Origin of the sequence: Dyella sp. (genome assembly GCF_036568765.1) — a bacterium.
Taxonomy (GTDB): domain Bacteria; phylum Pseudomonadota; class Gammaproteobacteria; order Xanthomonadales; family Rhodanobacteraceae; genus GSA-30.
The window spans coordinates 16,370-35,897 of record NZ_DATCRY010000019.1 but is presented as its reverse complement, the minus strand read 5'-3'; the positions used below and the strand labels follow the sequence as shown (position 1 = coordinate 35,897).

Annotated in this window: 17 protein-coding genes and 1 tRNA gene; 5 read left to right on the top strand and 13 right to left on the bottom strand. The window is 55.4% G+C overall.

Going from position 1 to position 19,528, the window contains the following annotated elements; translation table 11 throughout:
• Positions 1-126: 126 nt before the first annotated feature.
• From VIM98_RS01365 to metH, 3 genes are all read left to right on the top strand, one after another.
• Entirely contained in the window at positions 127-1,062 is a 936-nt protein-coding gene (locus VIM98_RS01365; RefSeq protein WP_331991293.1) for a metalloregulator ArsR/SmtB family transcription factor, read from the top strand.
• Positions 1,063-1,065: 3 nt separating this feature from the next.
• The gene (locus VIM98_RS01360) at positions 1,066-2,139 is read left to right on the top strand and encodes a homocysteine S-methyltransferase family protein (RefSeq protein WP_331991292.1); all 1,074 of its coding nucleotides are present in this window, start codon (positions 1,066-1,068) and stop codon (positions 2,137-2,139) included.
• 190 nt (positions 2,140-2,329) lie between these two features.
• Positions 2,330-5,014 (top strand): methionine synthase, encoded by a 2,685-nt coding sequence (metH, locus tag VIM98_RS01355; protein ID WP_331991291.1) that lies wholly within the window; start codon positions 2,330-2,332, stop codon positions 5,012-5,014.
• A 7-nt stretch (positions 5,015-5,021) separates the two neighbouring features.
• Here the strand turns inward: metH and VIM98_RS01350 are convergent, their stop codons facing one another.
• Positions 5,022-5,366, bottom strand: coding sequence for a lipid-A-disaccharide synthase N-terminal domain-containing protein (locus tag VIM98_RS01350; protein ID WP_331991290.1), 345 nt, complete (start codon positions 5,364-5,366; stop codon positions 5,022-5,024).
• Between the two features lie 136 nt (positions 5,367-5,502).
• Here VIM98_RS01350 and VIM98_RS01345 point away from each other — a divergent pair.
• Positions 5,503-5,577 (top strand) — tRNA-Val (locus tag VIM98_RS01345).
• Between the two features lie 812 nt (positions 5,578-6,389).
• Here VIM98_RS01345 and VIM98_RS01340 read toward each other — a convergent pair.
• Positions 6,390-6,626, bottom strand: coding sequence for a helix-turn-helix transcriptional regulator (locus VIM98_RS01340; RefSeq protein WP_331991289.1), 237 nt, complete (start codon positions 6,624-6,626; stop codon positions 6,390-6,392).
• 234 nt (positions 6,627-6,860) lie between these two features.
• On the opposite strand from VIM98_RS01340, the gene VIM98_RS01335 reads away from it, so the two are divergent.
• Positions 6,861-7,295, top strand: a complete 435-nt coding sequence (locus VIM98_RS01335) for a hypothetical protein (RefSeq protein ID WP_331991288.1) — start codon at positions 6,861-6,863, stop codon at positions 7,293-7,295.
• A gap of 56 nt (positions 7,296-7,351) precedes the next feature.
• On the opposite strand, the gene VIM98_RS01330 is transcribed toward VIM98_RS01335, so the two are convergent.
• The 11 genes from VIM98_RS01330 to VIM98_RS01280 form a co-directional block, all read right to left on the bottom strand.
• Complete coding sequence (locus VIM98_RS01330) at positions 7,352-7,699, bottom strand: hypothetical protein (protein ID WP_331991287.1); 348 nt, start codon at positions 7,697-7,699, stop codon at positions 7,352-7,354.
• Between the two features lie 345 nt (positions 7,700-8,044).
• Positions 8,045-9,520 (bottom strand): DEAD/DEAH box helicase, encoded by a 1,476-nt coding sequence (locus tag VIM98_RS01325; RefSeq protein WP_331991286.1) that lies wholly within the window; start codon positions 9,518-9,520, stop codon positions 8,045-8,047.
• Positions 9,521-9,561: 41 nt separating this feature from the next.
• Positions 9,562-9,837 (bottom strand): hypothetical protein, encoded by a 276-nt coding sequence (locus VIM98_RS01320; protein WP_331991285.1) that lies wholly within the window; start codon positions 9,835-9,837, stop codon positions 9,562-9,564.
• Between the two features lie 5 nt (positions 9,838-9,842).
• A complete protein-coding gene (locus VIM98_RS01315; protein WP_331991284.1) occupies positions 9,843-10,208 on the bottom strand; it encodes a hypothetical protein in 366 nt (121 codons plus the stop codon).
• A 620-nt stretch (positions 10,209-10,828) separates the two neighbouring features.
• Positions 10,829-11,803: a site-specific integrase gene (locus VIM98_RS01310; RefSeq protein WP_331991283.1), complete on the bottom strand. Its 975-nt coding sequence runs from the start codon at positions 11,801-11,803 to the stop codon at positions 10,829-10,831.
• 559 nt (positions 11,804-12,362) lie between these two features.
• Positions 12,363-13,712 (bottom strand): alpha-L-fucosidase, encoded by a 1,350-nt coding sequence (locus tag VIM98_RS01305; protein ID WP_331991282.1) that lies wholly within the window; start codon positions 13,710-13,712, stop codon positions 12,363-12,365.
• A 303-nt stretch (positions 13,713-14,015) separates the two neighbouring features.
• Positions 14,016-15,605 (bottom strand): hypothetical protein, encoded by a 1,590-nt coding sequence (locus VIM98_RS01300; RefSeq protein ID WP_331991281.1) that lies wholly within the window; start codon positions 15,603-15,605, stop codon positions 14,016-14,018.
• A gap of 35 nt (positions 15,606-15,640) precedes the next feature.
• Positions 15,641-16,126, bottom strand: a complete 486-nt coding sequence (locus tag VIM98_RS01295) for a DUF3574 domain-containing protein (RefSeq protein WP_331991280.1) — start codon at positions 16,124-16,126, stop codon at positions 15,641-15,643.
• A 130-nt stretch (positions 16,127-16,256) separates the two neighbouring features.
• Positions 16,257-17,273, bottom strand: coding sequence for a PstS family phosphate ABC transporter substrate-binding protein (locus VIM98_RS01290; RefSeq protein WP_331991279.1), 1,017 nt, complete (start codon positions 17,271-17,273; stop codon positions 16,257-16,259).
• Between the two features lie 242 nt (positions 17,274-17,515).
• Complete coding sequence (locus VIM98_RS01285; RefSeq protein WP_331991278.1) at positions 17,516-18,841, bottom strand: PstS family phosphate ABC transporter substrate-binding protein; 1,326 nt, start codon at positions 18,839-18,841, stop codon at positions 17,516-17,518.
• A gap of 242 nt (positions 18,842-19,083) precedes the next feature.
• Complete coding sequence (locus VIM98_RS01280; protein WP_331991277.1) at positions 19,084-19,458, bottom strand: hypothetical protein; 375 nt, start codon at positions 19,456-19,458, stop codon at positions 19,084-19,086.
• Positions 19,459-19,528: the final 70 nt, after the last annotated feature.

Genomic DNA, 19,528 nt, shown 5'->3' with positions numbered 1-19,528 from the left:
GAAACGGGGAAAGCTCTCTAGTTTAGCGGGAGGGGGCCTTTTTGCCGTGTGCACCCGCAGCATGCTCTTGACGGATGCCCCTGGCAGCCCTAGCCTTTATCCCTCTATCGCGATACAAGGATGCCTATGGATCTGGCCACCGCTTCCGGCGTGCTACGCCTGCTGGCGGACCCGACCCGCGTGCGTCTGCTCGCCCTCCTTGAGCGCGAGGAACTGACCGTCGCGGAGCTGGCTGCCGTACTGCACCTCGCCCAGCCGCGGGTGTCCACGCATCTGGCCAAGCTCAAGGAGGCCGATCTGGTGCGCGACCGCCGCGCCGGCGTCTCGGCGTACTACCGCGCCAATAGCGAAGGCGACGAGAAGCAGCACGAGCTGCTCAAATCGCTGCGCGAGAGCATCGACGATGCCTTGCTGCGCGAAGATGCCGAACGGCTGCCCAGCGTGCTGGCGCAGCGCGCACGCGACCAGGGTTGGGCCGATACTGTGGCGGGCGATATGGAGCGCCACTATTCCCCGGGCCGCACCTGGGAAACTGTGGCGCGCGCCCTGCTCCAACTGCTGGAAACCGGCGACGTGCTCGACATCGCCTCCGGCGATGGTTTGACCGCCGAACTGCTCGCACCGCATGCCCGCTCCATCGTCTGCGTCGACAGTAGCGAGCGCGTCGTCGAGGCCGCGCAAACGCGTCTGAAGCCGTTCGGACACGTGCGCGTCGAACAGGGCGATATGCAGCAACTCGCGCTGAGCGATGCCAGCTTCGATCTTGTTTTGATGCTGCATGCCCTCACTTACGCTCAGCAACCTGCCTTAGCGGTTACCGAAGCGGCGCGCGTGCTGCGGCCCGGCGGCAAGCTACTGGCCGTGACGTTAGGCAAACACGACCATCGTGCCGTGGTGGAGCCATTCGATCATCGCAATCTGGGCTTCACCAGCCTTGAGCTGGAAGGCTTCGCAAAGACGGCCAAGCTCGAAGTCGTCAGTTGTTCGCGTCTGAGCCGCGAGCGCAAAGCGCCGCATTTCGAAGTCATCAGCCTGCTGGCGCGCAAGCCGGCGAGGAGTTGAAGCATGAGTCAGTTGCCCTGGTATCGTCCCGAGCGCATTGGCAAGTTAGAAGCTGCGCTGCGCGAACGTATCCTGATTCTCGACGGCGGCATGGGCACCATGCTGCAAGGCCATCAGCTGGACGAGGCCAGCTTCCGCGGAGAGCGTTTCGAGCACGGGCACGATAGCAAACACGCGCACGAACATCCGGGTAGTTGCGACCTCATGGGTAACAATGACCTGCTTACGCTCACCAAGCCCGACATTATTCGCGGTGTGCACGAAGCCTATCTGCGCGCCGGCGCCGACCTGGTGGAAACGAATACGTTCAACTCCACGCGCATCAGTCAGGCCGACTACCATCTAGAACACCTGGCTTATGAGCTCAATCGCGAAGGCGCGGCGCTGGCACGCGCAGCTTGCGATGCCGTCGAAACGCCAGAGCGCCCGCGTTTTGTGATCGGCGTGCTTGGTCCGACCAGCCGCACTGCTTCGCTGTCGCCGGACGTCAACGACCCGGGCTTTCGCAACGTCACGTTTGAAGAACTGGTGCTCAATTACACGGAAGCGACACGGGGCCTGATCGACGGCGGCGCCGATGTGCTGATGGTCGAGACCATTTTCGACACGCTCAATGCCAAAGCTGCGCTGTTTGCGATCAGCGAAGTATTTGCCGAGCGGGGCTATCGGTTGCCGGTGATGATCTCCGGCACCATCACCGACCGTTCCGGCCGCACCCTGTCGGGCCAGACCGCCGAGGCATTCTACTACTCGGTGCGCCATGCGCGCCCCTTGTCGGTAGGTCTCAATTGCGCGCTCGGTGCGGCGGACCTGCGACCGCATGTGCAGACGTTGGCCAATATCGCTGGGTGCTTCGTCAGTACCCATCCGAACGCCGGTTTGCCCAATGCTTTTGGCGAGTACGACGAAACGCCCGAACAGATGGCCGCAGTGATCGGCGGCTTCGCGCGCGATGGCTTGCTTAATCTGGTGGGTGGCTGTTGTGGCACGACGCCTGCGCATATCCAGGCGATCGCCGAAGCAGTGGCTTCGTGCGCGCCGCGAGCTTTGCCGAACGACGCATTACAGGCTGCCTGAAAGCTGTGCTCCGTATTGACGCCAGAGCTCCCCTCACCCCAGCCCTCTCCCCCGGCATAGCCGAGGGAGAGGGAGCAACTATCTGCGCCTCGTCCGCATCTGCCTCAGCCCGCCCCCTCTCTCCTGGCTATGCCGGGGGAGAGGGCTGGGGTGAGGGGGCGCTCTTCGCACGGACTCCATTTCCCCGCTCATGACCGATCTACGCCACACTCGTCTCTCCGGCCTCGAACCGCTGGTCATTACCCCAGACCTGCTCTTCGTCAATGTCGGCGAGCGCACCAATGTCACCGGCTCGGCCCAGTTCAAGAAGCTCATCAAGGAAGAGCGCTACGAGGAGGCAGTCGACGTAGCGCGCCAACAGGTTGCCAACGGCGCGCAGATCATCGACGTCAACATGGACGAAGGCCTGATCGATTCGGAAGCGGCGATGACACGCTTCCTCAACCTGATCGCGGCCGAGCCAGATATCGCTCGCGTACCGGTGATGGTCGACTCGTCCAAGTGGACGGTCATCGAAGCCGGCCTGCGCTGCCTGCAAGGCAAAGGTATCGTCAACTCCATCTCGATGAAGGAAGGCGAAGCGATCTTTCTCGAGCACGCGCGCAAGGTGCAGCAGTACGGCGCCGCCGTGGTGGTCATGGCCTTCGACGAGCAAGGCCAGGCCGACACCTGTATGCGCAAGGTGGAAATCTGCTCGCGTGCCTACGAGCTGTTGACGCGCGAACTGGATTTTCCGCCCGAAGACATCATCTTCGACCCGAACATCTTCGCCATTGCCACCGGTATCGAGGAACACAACAACTACGCCGTGGACTTCATCGAAGCCACGCGCGAACTCAAGCGCCGGTTCCCGCACAGCCATATATCCGGCGGCGTTTCCAATGTTTCCTTTTCGTTCCGCGGCAACAACACCGTGCGCGAAGCGATCCACTCCGTGTTCCTCTACCACGCGATTCGCGCCGGGATGGACATGGGCATCGTCAACGCCGGCGCACTGATGATCTACGACGACGTGCCCGAGGAACTGCGCGAGCGCGTCGAAGATGTGGTGCTCAACCGCCGGGCCGATGCCACCGAACGCCTGCTCGAGATCGCCGAAAACTATAAGGCCAGAAAAGGCGAAGTCGTCGTCGAAAATCTCGCTTGGCGCGAGAAACACGTGCACGAGCGACTGAGCCATGCCCTGGTGCACGGTATCGATCAATACGTGGTCGAAGATACCGAAGAAGCGCGACAGCTTTCCACGCGCCCGCTGGATGTCATCGAAGGCCCGCTGATGGCCGGCATGAACGTGGTCGGCGACCTGTTCGGTGCCGGCAAGATGTTTCTGCCGCAGGTGGTCAAATCCGCACGCGTCATGAAGCGCGCGGTGGCGCACCTGATTCCCTTCATCGAGGAAGAAAAGCTGCGCAGCGGCGATGCCGGCAAGAACAACGGCAAGATCGTCATGGCCACGGTCAAAGGCGATGTGCACGACATCGGCAAGAACATCGTCGGAGTGGTGCTGCAATGTAACAACTTCGAGGTCATCGACCTGGGCGTCATGGTGCCTGCGCAGAAAATCCTCGATACCGCCCGTGCCGAGAACGCCGACTTGATCGGCCTGTCTGGCCTGATTACTCCTTCCCTGGAGGAAATGAGCCAGGTCGCACGCGAAATGCAGCGGCAGGACTTCCGGATTCCGCTGTTGATCGGCGGCGCCACGACCTCACGCGCGCATACCGCGCTGAAGATCGAGCCGCATTACAAGGCGCCCACGGTCTGGGTGAAAGACGCTTCGCGCGCCGTGGGCGTGGCGCAGTCGCTGGTCAGTAAGGAACTGGTCGATAACTTCATGGCCAAGATCCGCAGCGAATACGCCGAGATCCGCGACCGGCACAAACAGCGCGGCCCGGGCAAGCAGCTGGTACCGCTGGACAAAGCGCGCGCGCAGCGCTGGCGCTGCGACTGGGCATCCTATGAACCGCCGCAACCGAACGCACCCGGCCTGACCGTCTTCGATAACTACGACTTGGCCGAGCTGCGCCGGTACATCGACTGGACGCCCTTTTTCTCGGCCTGGGAGCTCGCCGGCCGTTATCCGGCGATCCTCACGGACGAGGTCGTCGGCAAGCAAGCCAGCGAGCTATTTGCCGATGCCCAGGCCATGCTCGACAAGATCGTCGCCGAACACTGGCTTACCGCGCGCGGCGTGATCGGTTTCTGGCCAGCGCATGGCGTCGATGATGATGTCGTGATCGAATACGCTGGGCACCCCGTACGCCTGCATCATCTGCGCCAGCAAGCGGACAAGCCGGTCGAGCGCCCCGATTTCTGCCTGAGCGACTTCGTTGCTCCCAAAGAGGCCGGCAAGCGCGACTGGATCGGCGGCTTTACCGTTACCGCCGGCATCGGTATCGAAGAGCACGTGGCACGCTTCGAGGCCGCGCACGACGACTACTCCGCCATCCTGCTCAAAGCCCTGGCCGATCGCCTGGCCGAGGCCTTCGCCGAGAGGATGCATGAGCGCGTGCGAGGCGAATTCTGGGGCTATGCCACTGATGAGGCCTTGGACAACGAGGCACTGATCGACGAAAAGTACCGCGGCATCCGACCTGCTCCGGGCTACCCCGCCTGCCCCGATCACACCGAGAAAGCCACGTTGTTCCGGTTACTGGAAGCCGAAACCAACGCTGGCGTCGTGCTGACCGACGGCTTTGCCATGTACCCCACTGCCGCAGTTGCCGGCTGGTACTTCTCCCATCCGGAAAGCCAATATTTCGTTGTGGGGCGGCTGACGCGCGAACAAGTCGACGACTATGCCCGTCGCAAGGGCTGGACCCGGGAAGAAGCCGAGCGCTGGCTGGCGCCTAATCTCGACTACGACCCGGAATAAGCGGCCTTCAGACCTCGCTCTCCACCAGCGCCTTGCGCCGCTTGACCTCGCGAAGGTGGACGACGAGGTTGTAGACGGAGACGAAGGTCGGGAAAAAGTTGGAGAGAATACCGACCGAGTCATTCTTGCCGATGATGAAATAAGCCAGCAGCAGGATGCTGCCGCAGACCGACAGCCACCAGAAGGACAGCGGCATCACCACTCGCTTGAGTTTGCGCGTGTAGTACAACTGCACGAACCAGCGACTGGTGAACATGACCGAGCCGGCGTAACCGACCGCCTTCCAGGGTGTCAACTGAAAGCGGTGGATGGCCTCTACGATGTGGTTGAGTTCGTGCTGGAGGAAGTCCATGGACGTGGAAGCCAAGCGATGGGAACAGGCTATTCTAGCAAGGCTCCAAGCCCCCTTCCCCGGCCTTCCGGCCCCGCCGTTTGGCTGACGGCCATTGACGCCGCCCGGGAACTCCCTATAATGGCGCGTTCTCGGCGGGCGGTTAGCTCAGCGGTAGAGCACTGCCTTCACACGGCAGGTGTCACAAGTTCGATCCTTGTACCGCCCACCACGTGATATTTCCTTGATCCAAGGGACTTGGAAGGCTCCAGAGATGGGGCCTTTTTTATTGTCCACGCTGAGGAACGTGCACACTCTAGCCCTCTCGTGCACACCGTTCAATGTGAACCTCTGAGAGCGTGCACACTCGCCTACTGTGCACGTCTTGGCCTAAGCCCTTGTCCCGCCTTGTGTGATGCCTGCCTAGTTGAGGCAGTAGTTCGCTTCGCTCCCTCTACCGCTGAGCTAACCGCCCATTCCTTTCCAAGCCTGCCCAGCAGATGCTTCAGGAGGGCCGCAAGGGGGGGGCGGGGGTGTTTCATATATGCAAATTGCAGCTACAAAATTTCTGGGGAAAAGTCTGAGTCGAAGCCCTTAACAGAACACTTGGCAAATGGCAATAGCTGATGTACGCTCATCAGGTTAAATGGCAAACGTGCCAAGGCTTCATGCCTGAAATGTGCCTAGCCAAGGCTAGGGTGTTGTTTCCGAACGTGGCGAGACGTCAGATGTTGTGATGGTTTCCACCAATAGGTGCGATGACATGCCAGTGACGGCCTAGCGTCATGCACGAGCCGGAGTGTAAAGCCGGAAGAGTCGCGTAGCAGGCATCGATGGGTGCTACCGGTTACCAGTGCCGAATACTGGACATAGCTGGCACGCAATGTGTCCCTACGACTAGAGCTTACCTCACCAGCAGGGGAGCGGATGGCAATGCTTGGTCCAGAGAATGTGGACGAGCAAAGTATCAGCGTCATGCCGCTAGTTACTGCTGCACAGCGAGATACTCATCCTACTGACCGGAACCCGCGACCTCGAACACGACTAATGGCCGGGCGGCTCTAGCAGTGTTGCAGGCGAAACTTTCAGCGCCTCTGCAAGCCGGTAGATGTTCAACAACGCGATGTTGCGTTGCCCACGCTCAACCCCGCCGAGGTAGCTCCGAGCTATGCCGCTTTCCAAGGCTAGGCCTTCTTGAGAGAAACCCTTAGCCTTTCTGATTTCAGCGAGGCGCAGTCCAAAGAGGACGCGTGGATCGGTGGGCTTCGTTTCCTTTGGCATGGGGAAACGATGTATGTTTGGCCCTTATCGGGCCACGCTCTATGAGGACACCCTCTATGAGTGACATTTTTTGTCAATGCACATAACATCATGTGCCGGGAGAGGAGTTGCGCCCTGGCCTAATAGCTTCGGACACTGCCATCGGCCGAAGTGCTGGCTCACTTATCGGCAATGAACACAGGCAAGCAATGAATCCAAGGGGCAAGGCCAGCCCAGCCAAAACAGGGGAAGGTAATGAAAGGTAGGCACATCTTTGCCGGCGCGGTCGTCCTGACTTCTGCTTTGGTGGCTGGGTATGCCTTTTATGGGGTGAGGGCTGAAGCTACCGTGCAACTAGCAGGCAACTCCTGCCCTCCCGATCAGCCAATTATGGTTTCCTTCCATAATAACACCCTCCGCTCCATTGACGGTGGCTATCTGATCCTTGAAGCGCTAAGGGATGGCAGTGGTCCAAACCTCTTTGCTGAGCCTGACAAAAGCTTCTTCTTTCATATGGAGCCGCTTGAAAGTGCCGTGGAGTGTTTGAGTGATAGCAACTTCTACTTCTCTGGAATGCCTTCGAGTTATGGCAGGTACGACATGTCAGAAATAACTCGGGAGATACGAGTATGGCAGGACAAGGCAAGGGGCGTAAATGTTTACACAAGATATGTACACGTGGACCATTGAGGTTCCTGCTGAAGGCTCAGGCTACAGGCCTATTGCACCACGTGTCTCAAAATTAATTAATCATTAGCCACAAGCCTAAGCCTGTTGATATCGTCCTCAAACTCCTTGGCAATCCTTGCTTCAATGGCAATGTGCCTCTGGACCTCCGCTTTCGGGGGTCTGCCTACAGGGCGACTAATACCCGTGGCCTTAAGAAGCTCCTTGATGGCGGACACTTCCTGTTCCTCAACCTTCATCTTCAAGGCTTCTAGGGCAACGTCCTGCCAATAGAGCTTATGCTCTACATCCCAAGCGTTCTTTTGGGCATATTCCTGAAGGCTGCTGAGATTCATATCCCAAGCCTTAGCTAGCTTCCTATGGGAATAGGCTTTCACATACTGTTCTTTACCATCTGATGGAATCATAATTATCTGTCCTTTTCTTATAGTACAAAAACCACTCCGCAAGGCTCAGGGGCTTTGCCCTTAAGAACCCCAAGAGCAAGAGCATGCTATAAAAGTCAAGATCAAGAGCTAAAAGCTATAATCCTTATATGTAAGGAACTATCGTTCTTTGCTCTTGATTTTGAGCATGCTTTTGCTCTTCTCACCCAAGAGCCAAGCTTCGCTTGGGTCGAGTGGTCTTACTTGTTCTTCTAAGAGTTAATGTCTAAGGGTTAGCTACCCACGGATAGCTGTACTATCCATAGGGAGCCATCCTAAAGTTTATTCAGTTTCTACTAGATAATACTTAGTAGGTTTTGAATAAAACTATTCGTCCTTAAGGAGCCTGCTAACCTTGGGCTGGCTGATCCCAAGCCTGACGGCTATCTGCATTTGCCCCATTCCCTGAGCCCTGAGCGCCCTAGCTTTCTCCGAAAGGTCTATGCGCTCCTTGCTTCTTTTATCCTGACCTTCTGTGGGCTTTCTCTCAGGTGGATCAACCATGAGCGCTTCAGACAGCACCCTAGCCCCACCAAGAGCATCTACCAGCCTCCTAGCCTGAGTAAGGCTGGTGACAATGTGGACAGTATCTTCAGTATTAGCTTCATCTCTAATGGATGTTCTATGGGCATGCTGAATTACTAAATCTTCTTCTCTAGCCCACCGGAGAGCTTCTTTTCCTTCATCCAGGGGAATGTCCATTTGTTGAAGAATATTCTTAATGGGCCTTAGCTCATCAGGAGATGGATTACCGTGCAGTATATGAATGGAGATCCCCCTGTCTCGCCACTCGTTCAAGCCTCTACTGTCATAAGGGATACGTTCCACATTCTCAGGGAGAACAGGCTTACACCATTCATGACTGGCAAAGATTGCCTTCTTGTTTCCAATATAAGCCAAAGCTTGATTTAGAGCTTTCTGACCGAAACAATCAGGGTTCCAATCTTTAGCCACACTGCCATCAGGCATGGTTAAAAGCATAGTTTTAGAGACGTAAGCTCCTTCATTATCCCTAACCAAAGGCAGAATGTAAGGTAGCCCTTTTCTAGGATTTATCTTCTTATCAACCTCAAGGGAGAATCCTTTCTTTCTGGCATGAGTTATTAGCAGACTCTTCTCTATGTTTGCCCCCATGAGCGTCACAGAATTTGCATAGTCAAAAGGTTTAGTGAAATCCACAAAACCTTCAACGCTAATCCTCACTACGCCCTTACCCTTATCATTCCTGCCGGAAGTGGCGATGACATTCTTAGTCGGGGTGAGCATGGCACCAAGCACAAGCACTAGCGTCCTATTGCTTACCCTCTTACGTTTCGCATCCTCTATGCCTTGAGCATATATCTCCCAAGCATCTTCTAGCCTTGCATCATTAATGATTAGATGACCATTGGCATCACAGTCTCCCACATAAGGGGCAATGACTTGCTCCCATTCCTTGGCAAGGATGGATGTACTTTCGATCTGTTCCACTTTGGGAGCCTCATCTATACATAGCTCCCAGCCTCTTAGAAGTTCGGGCTTAACAGAGGCGAGGCACTTATGCGTGATGATTAGAATGGACGCTTTCTGAGTCGCTAGGGCTTGGTTGGCTTGATGAATGACAGACCTAACTTCATTTATCTGACTGGTGAAGATGGCAAGATAAGACTTGTTAATCCCTTCCAACCTCTTCATAACCTCTAAAGCTAAGACTCTGGTGGGCGCCACGTAGACATACCGCTTATTAGGCTCAAGGCTTTCTATGAATTGCTGAGTTTTGCCCACTCCCGGATTACCCGAGAGCACCTTAATAGTCTTTCTCATAACCTCTCCCTTGCTAGTCTATCGCTAGCTTTGATATATGATTACAGTTTAATCTCGCCAGCTTTTTCCATATCATCCACAAGCTTCTTAATGGCCTGTGGCGAAGAAAACAAACCTGCCAACTTGCCATTCTGTGACGCATTGAGGCATACATACATGCCATTCTGCTTCATCTGATAGATAATGCCGTTATATTCCTTGGGGTAGCCAACAAGGCTGGCGTTCTTTTCAGCAATGACCCTATCAAGGGCGTCTTTACTTCTCTTGTTTTCTTCCAGCCTGTACTTCTCTGCCTCAGAGATATAATTGTGAGCCATAGTCATCACTCTTTGATACCATGACGCTTATAGGTATCTGCCCTCAAAGCCTTGAGCAAGTCCGCCTGATTCTTAACCGTGGCATGAATACCATTAATCACAGAATGCTTGAGGCCAGAATAGTTACCTTGCTCATCCTTTATAATGTTGCTTTCTTTTTCCTTGACTTTGATGGGCTTGGCAACGGCATCAGGGTTATCTACTAAAGCCTTAAGCTTGAGTAGCTGGAAATACTCATAACGATCTTTATCGTTTCCCATATTGAACTTACGAGGTGGAATCTTAGGCTCTTGATGGTCAGGAGTAAGCTTGGTTTCTTCCTTACTATTTGCAGCAAAAATATTCTCAGGGTCTTTCCAGAAATCTTGCATATTGTTCTCCTTATAGGGTGATGGCTCTATATTTGTTCTTGGTATCATGGGAACTGTGGTCATATTGTTTCTCAATGAGTTCACATTCCTGCATACGATTTAGGATATTGACCACACCCCTGCGGGTGAGGCAGGCAGCGCTAGCCAGCTCGGATAGACTGATAGTTGCCCATCCATTACGATCCGCATTGTTACGAATGGTCAAATAGATGATCTTTGAGCCAATGGTTCTCAAGTTGTCATTCTGAACCTTTACTATATCCTTTAGGGACAATGATGTATTACGGGGCATCCTTAAGCCTCCTTGTTGTAGTTGGTGAATTTTTACCCCTATACTTATATATACCGGAGTTTTGGTTGTTTTAGGACAATCCATTAGAAATATTTTTCTTCCGGTGAGCTATTTCATGTCCTTACATATGCTAGTACCGGGTTTTTTTGGCATTTTCCTTGAAATTTTTTGAAAATATTTTCAACAAATAATCGCCAGCTTGCCACACTGCATTACACTCATATGGGCAATAAAAAGCCCCTCAGAGCGCATCCAAAGGTTTATGGCTAGTGACGCTAGCATAATTCAAGGAATGCCTTGAGGGGCTTACGGGAGCTTCTAGAGGGTGTTAGTCAATGAGATGTAGAACATCCTTGGCCTGTAGATGCGTATATCTCGCTACTGACCTAGGATCACGATGCCCACTCACCACCATAATTTGAGCGTTGTTCAAGCCTTTCCTAGCAACATTGGTGATCCTTGTATGTCGCAACTGGTGGATACGTACAGAAGCATCTAGCCCTAGCTTTTCTCTCGCCCGTTTAACCGCATTGGTGGCACTGTGTGGCCTGACATTGAACAACCTTGTATCGGGTCTGTTCCTGTTCGGACACTGATCTAACGCCATCTTGAGCAGTTCTACAGCCCTCTTGGTAAGTGGTACGTTCCTCGTTCCCGTCTTGCCGTCTATGACGTCTGCTATCCGTTCTTCAAGGTGCAGACACGAGGGCGTTAGCTTGACTATCTCTGATCTACGCATGGCTGTTTCGTAGGCAAGTTCGACAATGAGGGCCATTGTTGGCTTTAGCTGTCCTAGCAGGAGGTCTAGTTCTTCCTTGCTCACCACCTTGTCACTTGGCTTACTGGCGGCAGGCATCACGATGCGAGAGACAGGATTGTCAATCTCTAGGAGCAGTTCCCTTTTGGCGTATCTGTAGAACCTCGACAGGAATGCTAGCTGTCCCCTACAGGTTTCACTCCTCACCTCAGCTAGCCGCTTGAGCTTGAAGTCATTGACCATCTTGGGGGTTAGCTCATTGATGGGAACCGGGAATACTTTCCCTAGCTGCCTAGCGATCATCTGAGCCTTCCAATAGCTTTCTCTGTCCTTTAGCTTTGCCTCGGCATAGGCCATGCCTAGTTCCTTCACCGTGGGCCACTGAGCGGCTTCTGTAAGCTTGGAGAGCCTATGTAAGGATTCCTCTTGATTTGCCCAGGCTTCCGCCTGTTCTCTTGTGGGGAGGGTCTTGGACTTGGGAGCCTGTCCCTTGATGCGTACCTGTACGTTCCAGCTACCGCTAGGAAGGCAACGTATGGTGGCCATGTGTGAACTCCTGAAGTGAACGGGAGTTCCTCAGCAAGCCTTACAGGGCAACGCATCCCACGGATTCAAAGATCACCTTCACACGGCAGGTGTCACAAGTTCGATCCTTGTACCGCCCACCACCGATTCAGAAACCAGCCTTTATGGCTGGTTTCGTCGTTTCAGGGTTAGCAAAATACATCCGCACCGCTCGGAAGCACGGCTAGCTTGTGGGAGCCACTTCAGGGAGCCTCTAAAAACCTGTCAATGACTTGGACACAGCGAAAACGGGTCCTATCGTTGTGGGAGCGACTTCAGTCGCGACAAGGACTTGCGATAAGGCACGATCGTTGCGACGAAAGTCGCTCCCACAGAAGAGCCAGTTCTTAGAGGTTCCCTGAAGGAAGTCTCTAGAAAATCCTTTCCTACTCGTCATCCCAACGGATGGTGGGATCCAGTGCCTTGACGCTTCAACGTGTTAGAGGCGCGGGCCCCGGCGTCCGCCGGGGCGATCATGAAAACTGAGGTTTTTCGAGGTTCCCCAAAGTCGCTCCCGCAAACTAGGACAATTGTCCTGCCGTCACGAAACGGGCTCGAAGTAAAGTCCAAACTCGCTTATCCCCGGCGAGCGCCCTCGTCCTTCCAGTTGCAAGCGTACCCGGCGCGCCGTGACAGCATCGATCCGCTGCAAAGCTACCGACTGCGGCATCGTGCCCTGGGCAATATTCCGCCATTCTCCGGACTGCTCATATTGCACTGTGAAATGCACGATCCTCGCTTCGCCATAATCGCCCATATGCCTGGGCTCGATGATGGAAACCGTATTGAACGTCACCGGCTTCTCTAATCGAACTTCGAGCCAAGCCGTAGCCTGACCGGCATCCGCCTCCCAGTACGTGGCGATCTTGTCGTCGAATGCCAGATCGGGACCGGAGCCATCGGCGATACTGCTGGCGAACGAGGGTTGGCGCTTGGCAAGGTTTTCAGTAGTGATCGCTAAAGCTGGAGCTAGCTTTGGCGCCGCCCCCGGATGCTGCCAAAGCTTTCCGATCTCCGCCAGACGCTCGATCACGTTCTCATCGAACAACCCATCGCGATTGGGCGCGCAATTAAGAATCAGATTGCAATGGTTGTCGTTGAACGGGCGCAACCACTCATCGACGATCTGCTTGGCCGGACGAAGCGCCTGCTTCGGATAGTCTTCCTTCCAGAACCAATCGCTCTGCAGCGTCGTCCCCGACTGTGAAGGAATTGCGCTACCAGCTGGAATAACCTGACCTGCGTGCTGCTCATATTCCTTGATGTCGGTGTAGTAAAGCGCCGGCACCGGATAACGCCCAGCGTTGTGCTCTGCCACCAGGCAATCGGGCTGAAGGCGTTTGATGTGATCGTAGATGTCCCGGAACGGCAACTGCTCATAATCGATCCGCGACCAGGACGCATTCCAGCCGTCGAAGATCAGGGCCGGGATCGGACCGTATTGGGTCAATAGTTCCGTAAGCTGCGCTTTAATCAACGCGACCTTATCAGCGGTGATCACATCCGGGCGAATATCGGCCCGCAGATCCAGCATGGAAAAATACAAGCAAGGCTGCAGCCCCTCTGCCCGGAACGCGTCGACGTAAGCGCGAACAATGTCTCGCGGATAAGAAGACTGCATGACATTGGCGCTGCCTGTCTTCGTCGGCCACAGACAGAAGCCATCGTGGTGCTTGGTCGTCAGGCAGCCATAGCGCATGTTTGCCGAACGTGCGGCACGCGCCCACTGCCTGGCATCCAGATGCTTGGGATTGAACAATTTCAGCGAAGCATGTGGATCGCCCCACTCGCGTTGCTCAAACGATGCCATGTTCAAATGAATGAACATGCCGAAGCGAAGATCCATGAAGGCTTGCTGCGCTAGCAACAGGCGATTGCCGGAAGCTGGCATGCCGGCTTCTTTGGGCTGCGCTGGAGAAATGAAGGCAGCCAAGGGCGTACTGGCCATTGCACCCACAACACCAAGATACTTGATGAACTCTCGCCTATGCATAGCTGTGCACCGTCGTAATTAGTCTGACAAACCTAGCACAGCAGGCTTGTAACGGCGAATCGTAGAAGGCGGCTATTTCGTTAATAGCTTCTCGAATAGGTCGTGTAGCTTTTGCCTGCGGTCCGAGCAATGGAACAGTGGCACAACTCATTGGGAAAGTGTCAGGCATGCCATGCTTTGTTTTATGGCATTAGCTCCTCTTCAAACAGACTTTTTTGCATTATCCAAACGCTGCAATGACAGCAACAGCAATATCAAAGCCAACGCAAGATACGCCCCAGCAAACTGCCACACCATCGCTTGCGCGCCGGCATCGAGCTGCCACGGCAAATAGACACTGCCAGCCAGCGTCGCCGAATGCATCAAACCCACCGACGTCAACAGCGCGCCCAACAAGACAATACCGGCAGCACGCGCGACACGTCCATCGATCAGCGCCACCACGAAGCTGGCCCAGAGCATCGACGTGATGATGAAGCCATTACCCAGCACCGCGATGACCGCCAATTCGGACAAACCATGCGATCGATCGTTATATAGCGCAGCAAAATGCTCGAACGATACATACGTCGGATCGCCCAGTTTAATCGTTACCATCCGCGCAATCGCAGGAAAGAAACTAAACACCACCGCCGCCGCATAACGCATCGGCGTCGCCTCGAATGCCTGCACCGTCATACCGATCGCCACAAAAACCAGGATCGGTGCCAACACCGACAGCGGCAACAGCTCGACCAGATTGGACACGTAGCCCAGCACGCCGCCGAGACCGATCACCACACCGGTGAGCAACGTATAACCGCTGCGTGCACCCATCGCCTTGTACGACGGCTGCCCGATATACGGCGTCGTCTGCGCCACGCCACCGCAGAAGCCGGCCGCCAGAGTCGCCAACGCCTCGACCAGCAAGATGTCTCGTGTCGAATAGTCGTCGCCTGCGGCGCGAGCACTTTCAGTGACATTGATACCGCCGACCACCATCAGCAAACCGAATGGCAGGATCAACGGCAGGTAAGGCATCGCATAAGCCATACCGTGGGTCCATTCCAGCGTCGGCCAAGGAAGCGCGAAACGCCATTGCCAAACCGGCGGTGCACGGTATCCCGATCCCAGCAAACCCAACGGTCCGAGTACGTAATAAAGCAGCGCAGCGAGCAAAAAAGCGACCAACACGCCTGGCAAACCGAACGGCAACCGACCTTTCGCCACCAGCGCATAAAGCACGATGCCAAGCCCGGCAAAACCAACCACCGGCTGCTTCAGAATCTCTATCAGCGGTAGAAAACCCATCAGCACCAACGCGATGCCGGCGATCGAACCCAGCAACCCCGCCCGCGGCACATGCCGCTGCACCGAGGCACCAAAGAACGACAACACCGTCTTCAACACCCCCATGATGACCAGCGAAGCCATCCCCAGCTGCCAGGTCGCCATGCCCGCCGCGTGTGGATCCATCCCCGCCTGTTTGAAGCCGACGAAAGCCGGCCCTAGCACCAGCAAGGAAAGCCCGATACTGGTCGGCGCATCCAGCCCCAACGGCATCGCTGTCACATCCTCCCTGCCCGTAAGCCGCGCCAACCGGCGCGCCATCGCGGTGTAGGCCAGGTTGCCCAGCAACACACCCAGGGCAGTGCCGGGGAACATGCGCAGGAATACGATATCGGCGGGGAAGCCGAAGATGCCGATCAGCGCGGTGGAGAGAAAGGCCAGGATGGACAGGTTATCCACAACCAGGCCCAAAAAACCATTGAGATCGCCCGGCGTCAGCCAGCGGCGGAAAATTGTCTGCACGAAAAAGCCCCGGCTTTGAAACGTCAGGCCCAACTTTAGAACGAAACGTCTGCCGACTGGGTCACCCGTAGCACAGATTCATCCCCTGTCTGCCGCTTCCAGGCAGCTCGAATGGCTTCGATCTTGGCGCGGTTATCGGGAGTATCGGGGTAATCGACCATCAATATCTTGGAGCGTAGCCGCTCAGGCATGGATTGTTGTTTACCTTGCCATTGGCCGTAGGCATCGACAACGGTGAGGCCTTCGGGAAAGCGTGGAGTGACTTCACGGTCCAGGAATTCGCGCCATGACTGCTCGCTGATACCACCACCTAAGTTGTCGGCAGGTCCGAGTCCAAAATAAAGTCGGGTATCCAGCCAATCTGCCGACCCGGCTGAATGAGCCCTATTGCCATGTGGAGGCGGCTGTATCGTGACCGGTTGCAAGCCACAAGCCAGCAATGGCAACAACAAAGCAGAGAACATAAATGTACGGCATAAAATCTTACAAATAGACACTTGGACGTCCAGTTGCTTGATCAAAACAAAGTATCGGCAACATCACGCCTCAATGCAACAAGTAAGCAATAGTCGCGATGCCGCCAAAAGAAGAACGGCATCGACGCCCCTGATCACGGCAAGCAGTTGAGAACGGTATCCATCGTATTCTGTTTCAAACTCGACGATGACGAGGCAGACCACCATACGTGACAGGAACATCGCTCACCGGATCGAAATTATCGACCTTTGCGTAGCGAGCATTGCTTCCCCCGGAATTGAGCAAGTCGGCCGCCCCTCCATAACCGATTGCGCCATCGTTGACATTCACTGCCGCAATGACGACTGGGTCTCCATCGGCCGCCAACTTGGTCGTGGATAGTGATGAGAGCGGCAAACCGCTAACACCCTTCGTGAATAATTGATCGACAATGAAATGCGACCCACTCGGAATAAAAGCATTACAAACCGCGTTCAAATGATTCATCAGGTTGAACGTAGCGCCACTACCGTCACTTCTATAGACAACCGTGATTGGCTTAGGCAAGAATGACGAGTCGATCTGATTCCAGTTGGTAATCACGCCAGAAAAAACTCGACAGACCTGTGCAGTTGTGAGGTTGAGCTGCGAAGGCAAAGCCGGATCACTGTTGTGGTAAATCAGCGCGACCGACCCAACTGCTATCGGAAACTGGATCGGCTCGCCCTTGATGGCACCATTATTGGTTACAAAGGTGCCGTATTCGGTATCGCTCAAAGGTGCATCGGAAACTACAAAATCCGGCAAATCACTCGATGCCAGTGTAGGGATCTGAAATCCGCTGGGAGAAGTACCGAAGACACGGCATAAACCCGTCGGTGTCAACGACGACGTAGTGTCCCCAATGAGCACCTGCTTGCCGCGGCCACTGCCCGTCTGGCAATACTGTACGGCATTCGCCGTACCAGCCCATGTACCGAACAACGAAGATGGCGCAAGCGTAGCCACAGGCGTCTGAGCGCTATCGGGAACTAGCCGCGTACCACTACTTACCCAACTCCAACCGACATACGCACCGGCCGGCAGATTGGAGCCGCCTCCATACAGCGTCGTTCCTGCTGCGGCGGAGGCCATTCCAATACCGACAAAGAATAGAACAATGCTCGAAATTCTTGCTGCGTGGATACGCTTCGAGTTCATCTCGATACTCATGATGTATCTCCTCATGCGTCTATAAATCCGCCTAATTGCTGGCGTTAGCACCGCTCGCATGACCGAGCCAGGGAGAAAATCGTTTAAATATCCAAATCATCACTCTAAGCAAGTTACACGGTTCAGTCATGCCCCCAAACAGAACTCTCCGGGAGTCCGTTGAGTTCCATTAGAAAGTCATAAAGCGGGCCATCCTGGCCCGCTTTACTCGCATCATTCATCAAGCAGGATTACACGCTGACTTACGAAGCCGTGCAGCTCGTAACCTTCAGCGAGTTGATGCCGGCGTTGCCGATAAAGGCGTAGCCGGTACCGGTACCGATCGTCGTCACACCAGCGTGCGTGTACAGGAAGTTGATGAAGCTGCGCAGCGAGGTCAGACGCGTGCTGTTGCCCTTCTGGTTGGCCAGGATGTACGACACGGCCACCAGCGGATAGGTGCCGCTGAGGTTGTTGATCTGGTTCGGATCGACAACGGCCAGGCAGTTTGCTGTCGTATTGGGGGAACGCGCGGCCAGCGTGGCGGCACCGGTCGACGAGTCGACGCCAGTGGTCTTGTCAAACACCACCGAGCCCGAGGGCAGGTTGAACGTTGCCGGCAGATCGTTCACCGGATCGAACCCATTGATCGTGGCCATCTGAACGCTGGCACCGCCGCCATTCTTGACGTTAGCCGCTTCGGCGTAACCGATGGCGCCATCGCTGCCGGCCACGGCGCTGACAACAGCCGGGTTGCCGTTGGCGGGGGTCTTGATGCCCGGCCAGGTCGACTGGCCGATCGGCAGAACGTGACCGGCAAATGCAACGTCGCTAGCGAACGTCTGGTCAACCGCGAAGAACGTACCCGTCGGGACGATCGCGCTGCACAGATGGTTGAGGTTGTTCATCAGGTTGTAGGTGGTACCGCTACCGTCAGAACGGAACACAACGTTGATCGGCTTGGAGGCAAAAGACGGGTTGATATCCGTCCAGTTGGTGAACTCGCCGTCGAAGATTTTGCAGACCTGGGTGGTCGTCAGGTTAAGCGGCGCGGACAGCGAATCATTGCGATAGATGACCGCAATGGAGCCGGCCACTGCCGGGAACTGGATCGGCTCGCCCTTCGCAGTACCATTGTTGGTGACAAACGTGCCGTATTCGCTGCTGGAGATCGGAGCGTCGGAGCCCACGAAATCGGGGAAACTGCTCGAAGCGGTCGACGGAATCTGGAAGCCCGCGTTCGCGACGCCACCGGTCAGAAAGTCGCCGCAGGTGCCGGTCGGGGTCAACGAAGGTGCGGTCACGGTGTCGCCATCGAGCACGCGCTTACCGCCGCCGCTACCCGTCTGGCAATACTGCACGGCATTCGTCGAGCCTGCCCAGGCGCCGAACATGGAGGCCGGGTCGACCGTGACGGCCGGAGTCTTGCTCGCATCGGGCGTCAGGCGGGTCTGGGAAGCAACCCAGTTCCAACCAACATAACCGCCAGCCGGCAGCGTCGCGCCACCACCGTAAAGCGTCGTGCTCATCGCGCTGGTAGCCAGCGAGGCGCCAGCAAGAAACATAACAGCGCCCGCGAGAAGTTTCATGCGGGTATTTCCCATCTTCATTCCAGACATGGTGTATCCCCATTGCATAGTAACCTCCGAAATTGGAGGCCACGCATTTATAATCCACCGCAATGACACGGCAATGAAGAAATAATGTCCCACAATATGCAGCACTTATTACAAAGTTAAAGATAGATCAAAATCAGAACTTAATATGGACGTATATGCGGCAATAATCATTAACACTAAATGCGATGGACATCACATTGAAAAGGAGACACTCATATGCGAAATTCGTAAAGCATCGAGGCTACTTCTGGGTCCAGGTCGGAGCGTCGCGCAAGCGCATCGATCTCGAGGCCGTCCAACTCACACAGCACCTGGCGCACGGCGCTTCGTCGCCCCTCCCGGCACCACATATTCAGTACGTAAGGAAGTGCGTCGACGATATCCGCCGCCAGTTCACCGCCCGTTCGGCGCTGCAAGCGCTTCTTTACAACGTAGTCGATACGCAATGTAATCGGGGCGCCAGGGGTCTCGACTAGTTCTTCCAATTGATGCCGCCCGCAATGATCGATAAACCAGTCGGCGACCCGATACTGCCCAGCGTCAAAAAGCTGACGCAATGTTTCAGCCATGACATAAACACTGCTCATTGCGATGCCTCCGCGAAATCAAGGCATGCAAAACCCCAGACCGCCCACAGCGGACTTGTCTCTATCATCG

Coding starts and splice junctions, on each gene's coding strand:
- VIM98_RS01365 (WP_331991293.1), top strand. CDS start 127: ATGGATCTGGCCACCGCTTCCGGCGTGCTACGCCTGCTGGCGGACCCG.
- VIM98_RS01360 (WP_331991292.1), top strand. CDS start 1,066: ATGAGTCAGTTGCCCTGGTATCGTCCCGAGCGCATTGGCAAGTTAGAA.
- metH (WP_331991291.1), top strand. CDS start 2,330: ATGACCGATCTACGCCACACTCGTCTCTCCGGCCTCGAACCGCTGGTC.
- VIM98_RS01350 (WP_331991290.1), bottom strand. CDS start 5,366: ATGGACTTCCTCCAGCACGAACTCAACCACATCGTAGAGGCCATCCAC.
- VIM98_RS01340 (WP_331991289.1), bottom strand. CDS start 6,626: ATGCCAAAGGAAACGAAGCCCACCGATCCACGCGTCCTCTTTGGACTG.
- VIM98_RS01335 (WP_331991288.1), top strand. CDS start 6,861: ATGAAAGGTAGGCACATCTTTGCCGGCGCGGTCGTCCTGACTTCTGCT.
- VIM98_RS01330 (WP_331991287.1), bottom strand. CDS start 7,699: ATGATTCCATCAGATGGTAAAGAACAGTATGTGAAAGCCTATTCCCAT.
- VIM98_RS01325 (WP_331991286.1), bottom strand. CDS start 9,520: ATGAGAAAGACTATTAAGGTGCTCTCGGGTAATCCGGGAGTGGGCAAA.
- VIM98_RS01320 (WP_331991285.1), bottom strand. CDS start 9,837: ATGGCTCACAATTATATCTCTGAGGCAGAGAAGTACAGGCTGGAAGAA.
- VIM98_RS01315 (WP_331991284.1), bottom strand. CDS start 10,208: ATGCAAGATTTCTGGAAAGACCCTGAGAATATTTTTGCTGCAAATAGT.
- VIM98_RS01310 (WP_331991283.1), bottom strand. CDS start 11,803: ATGGCCACCATACGTTGCCTTCCTAGCGGTAGCTGGAACGTACAGGTA.
- VIM98_RS01305 (WP_331991282.1), bottom strand. CDS start 13,712: ATGCCAGCTTCCGGCAATCGCCTGTTGCTAGCGCAGCAAGCCTTCATG.
- VIM98_RS01290 (WP_331991279.1), bottom strand. CDS start 17,273: ATGAGTATCGAGATGAACTCGAAGCGTATCCACGCAGCAAGAATTTCG.
- VIM98_RS01285 (WP_331991278.1), bottom strand. CDS start 18,841: ATGAAACTTCTCGCGGGCGCTGTTATGTTTCTTGCTGGCGCCTCGCTG.
- VIM98_RS01280 (WP_331991277.1), bottom strand. CDS start 19,458: ATGAGCAGTGTTTATGTCATGGCTGAAACATTGCGTCAGCTTTTTGAC.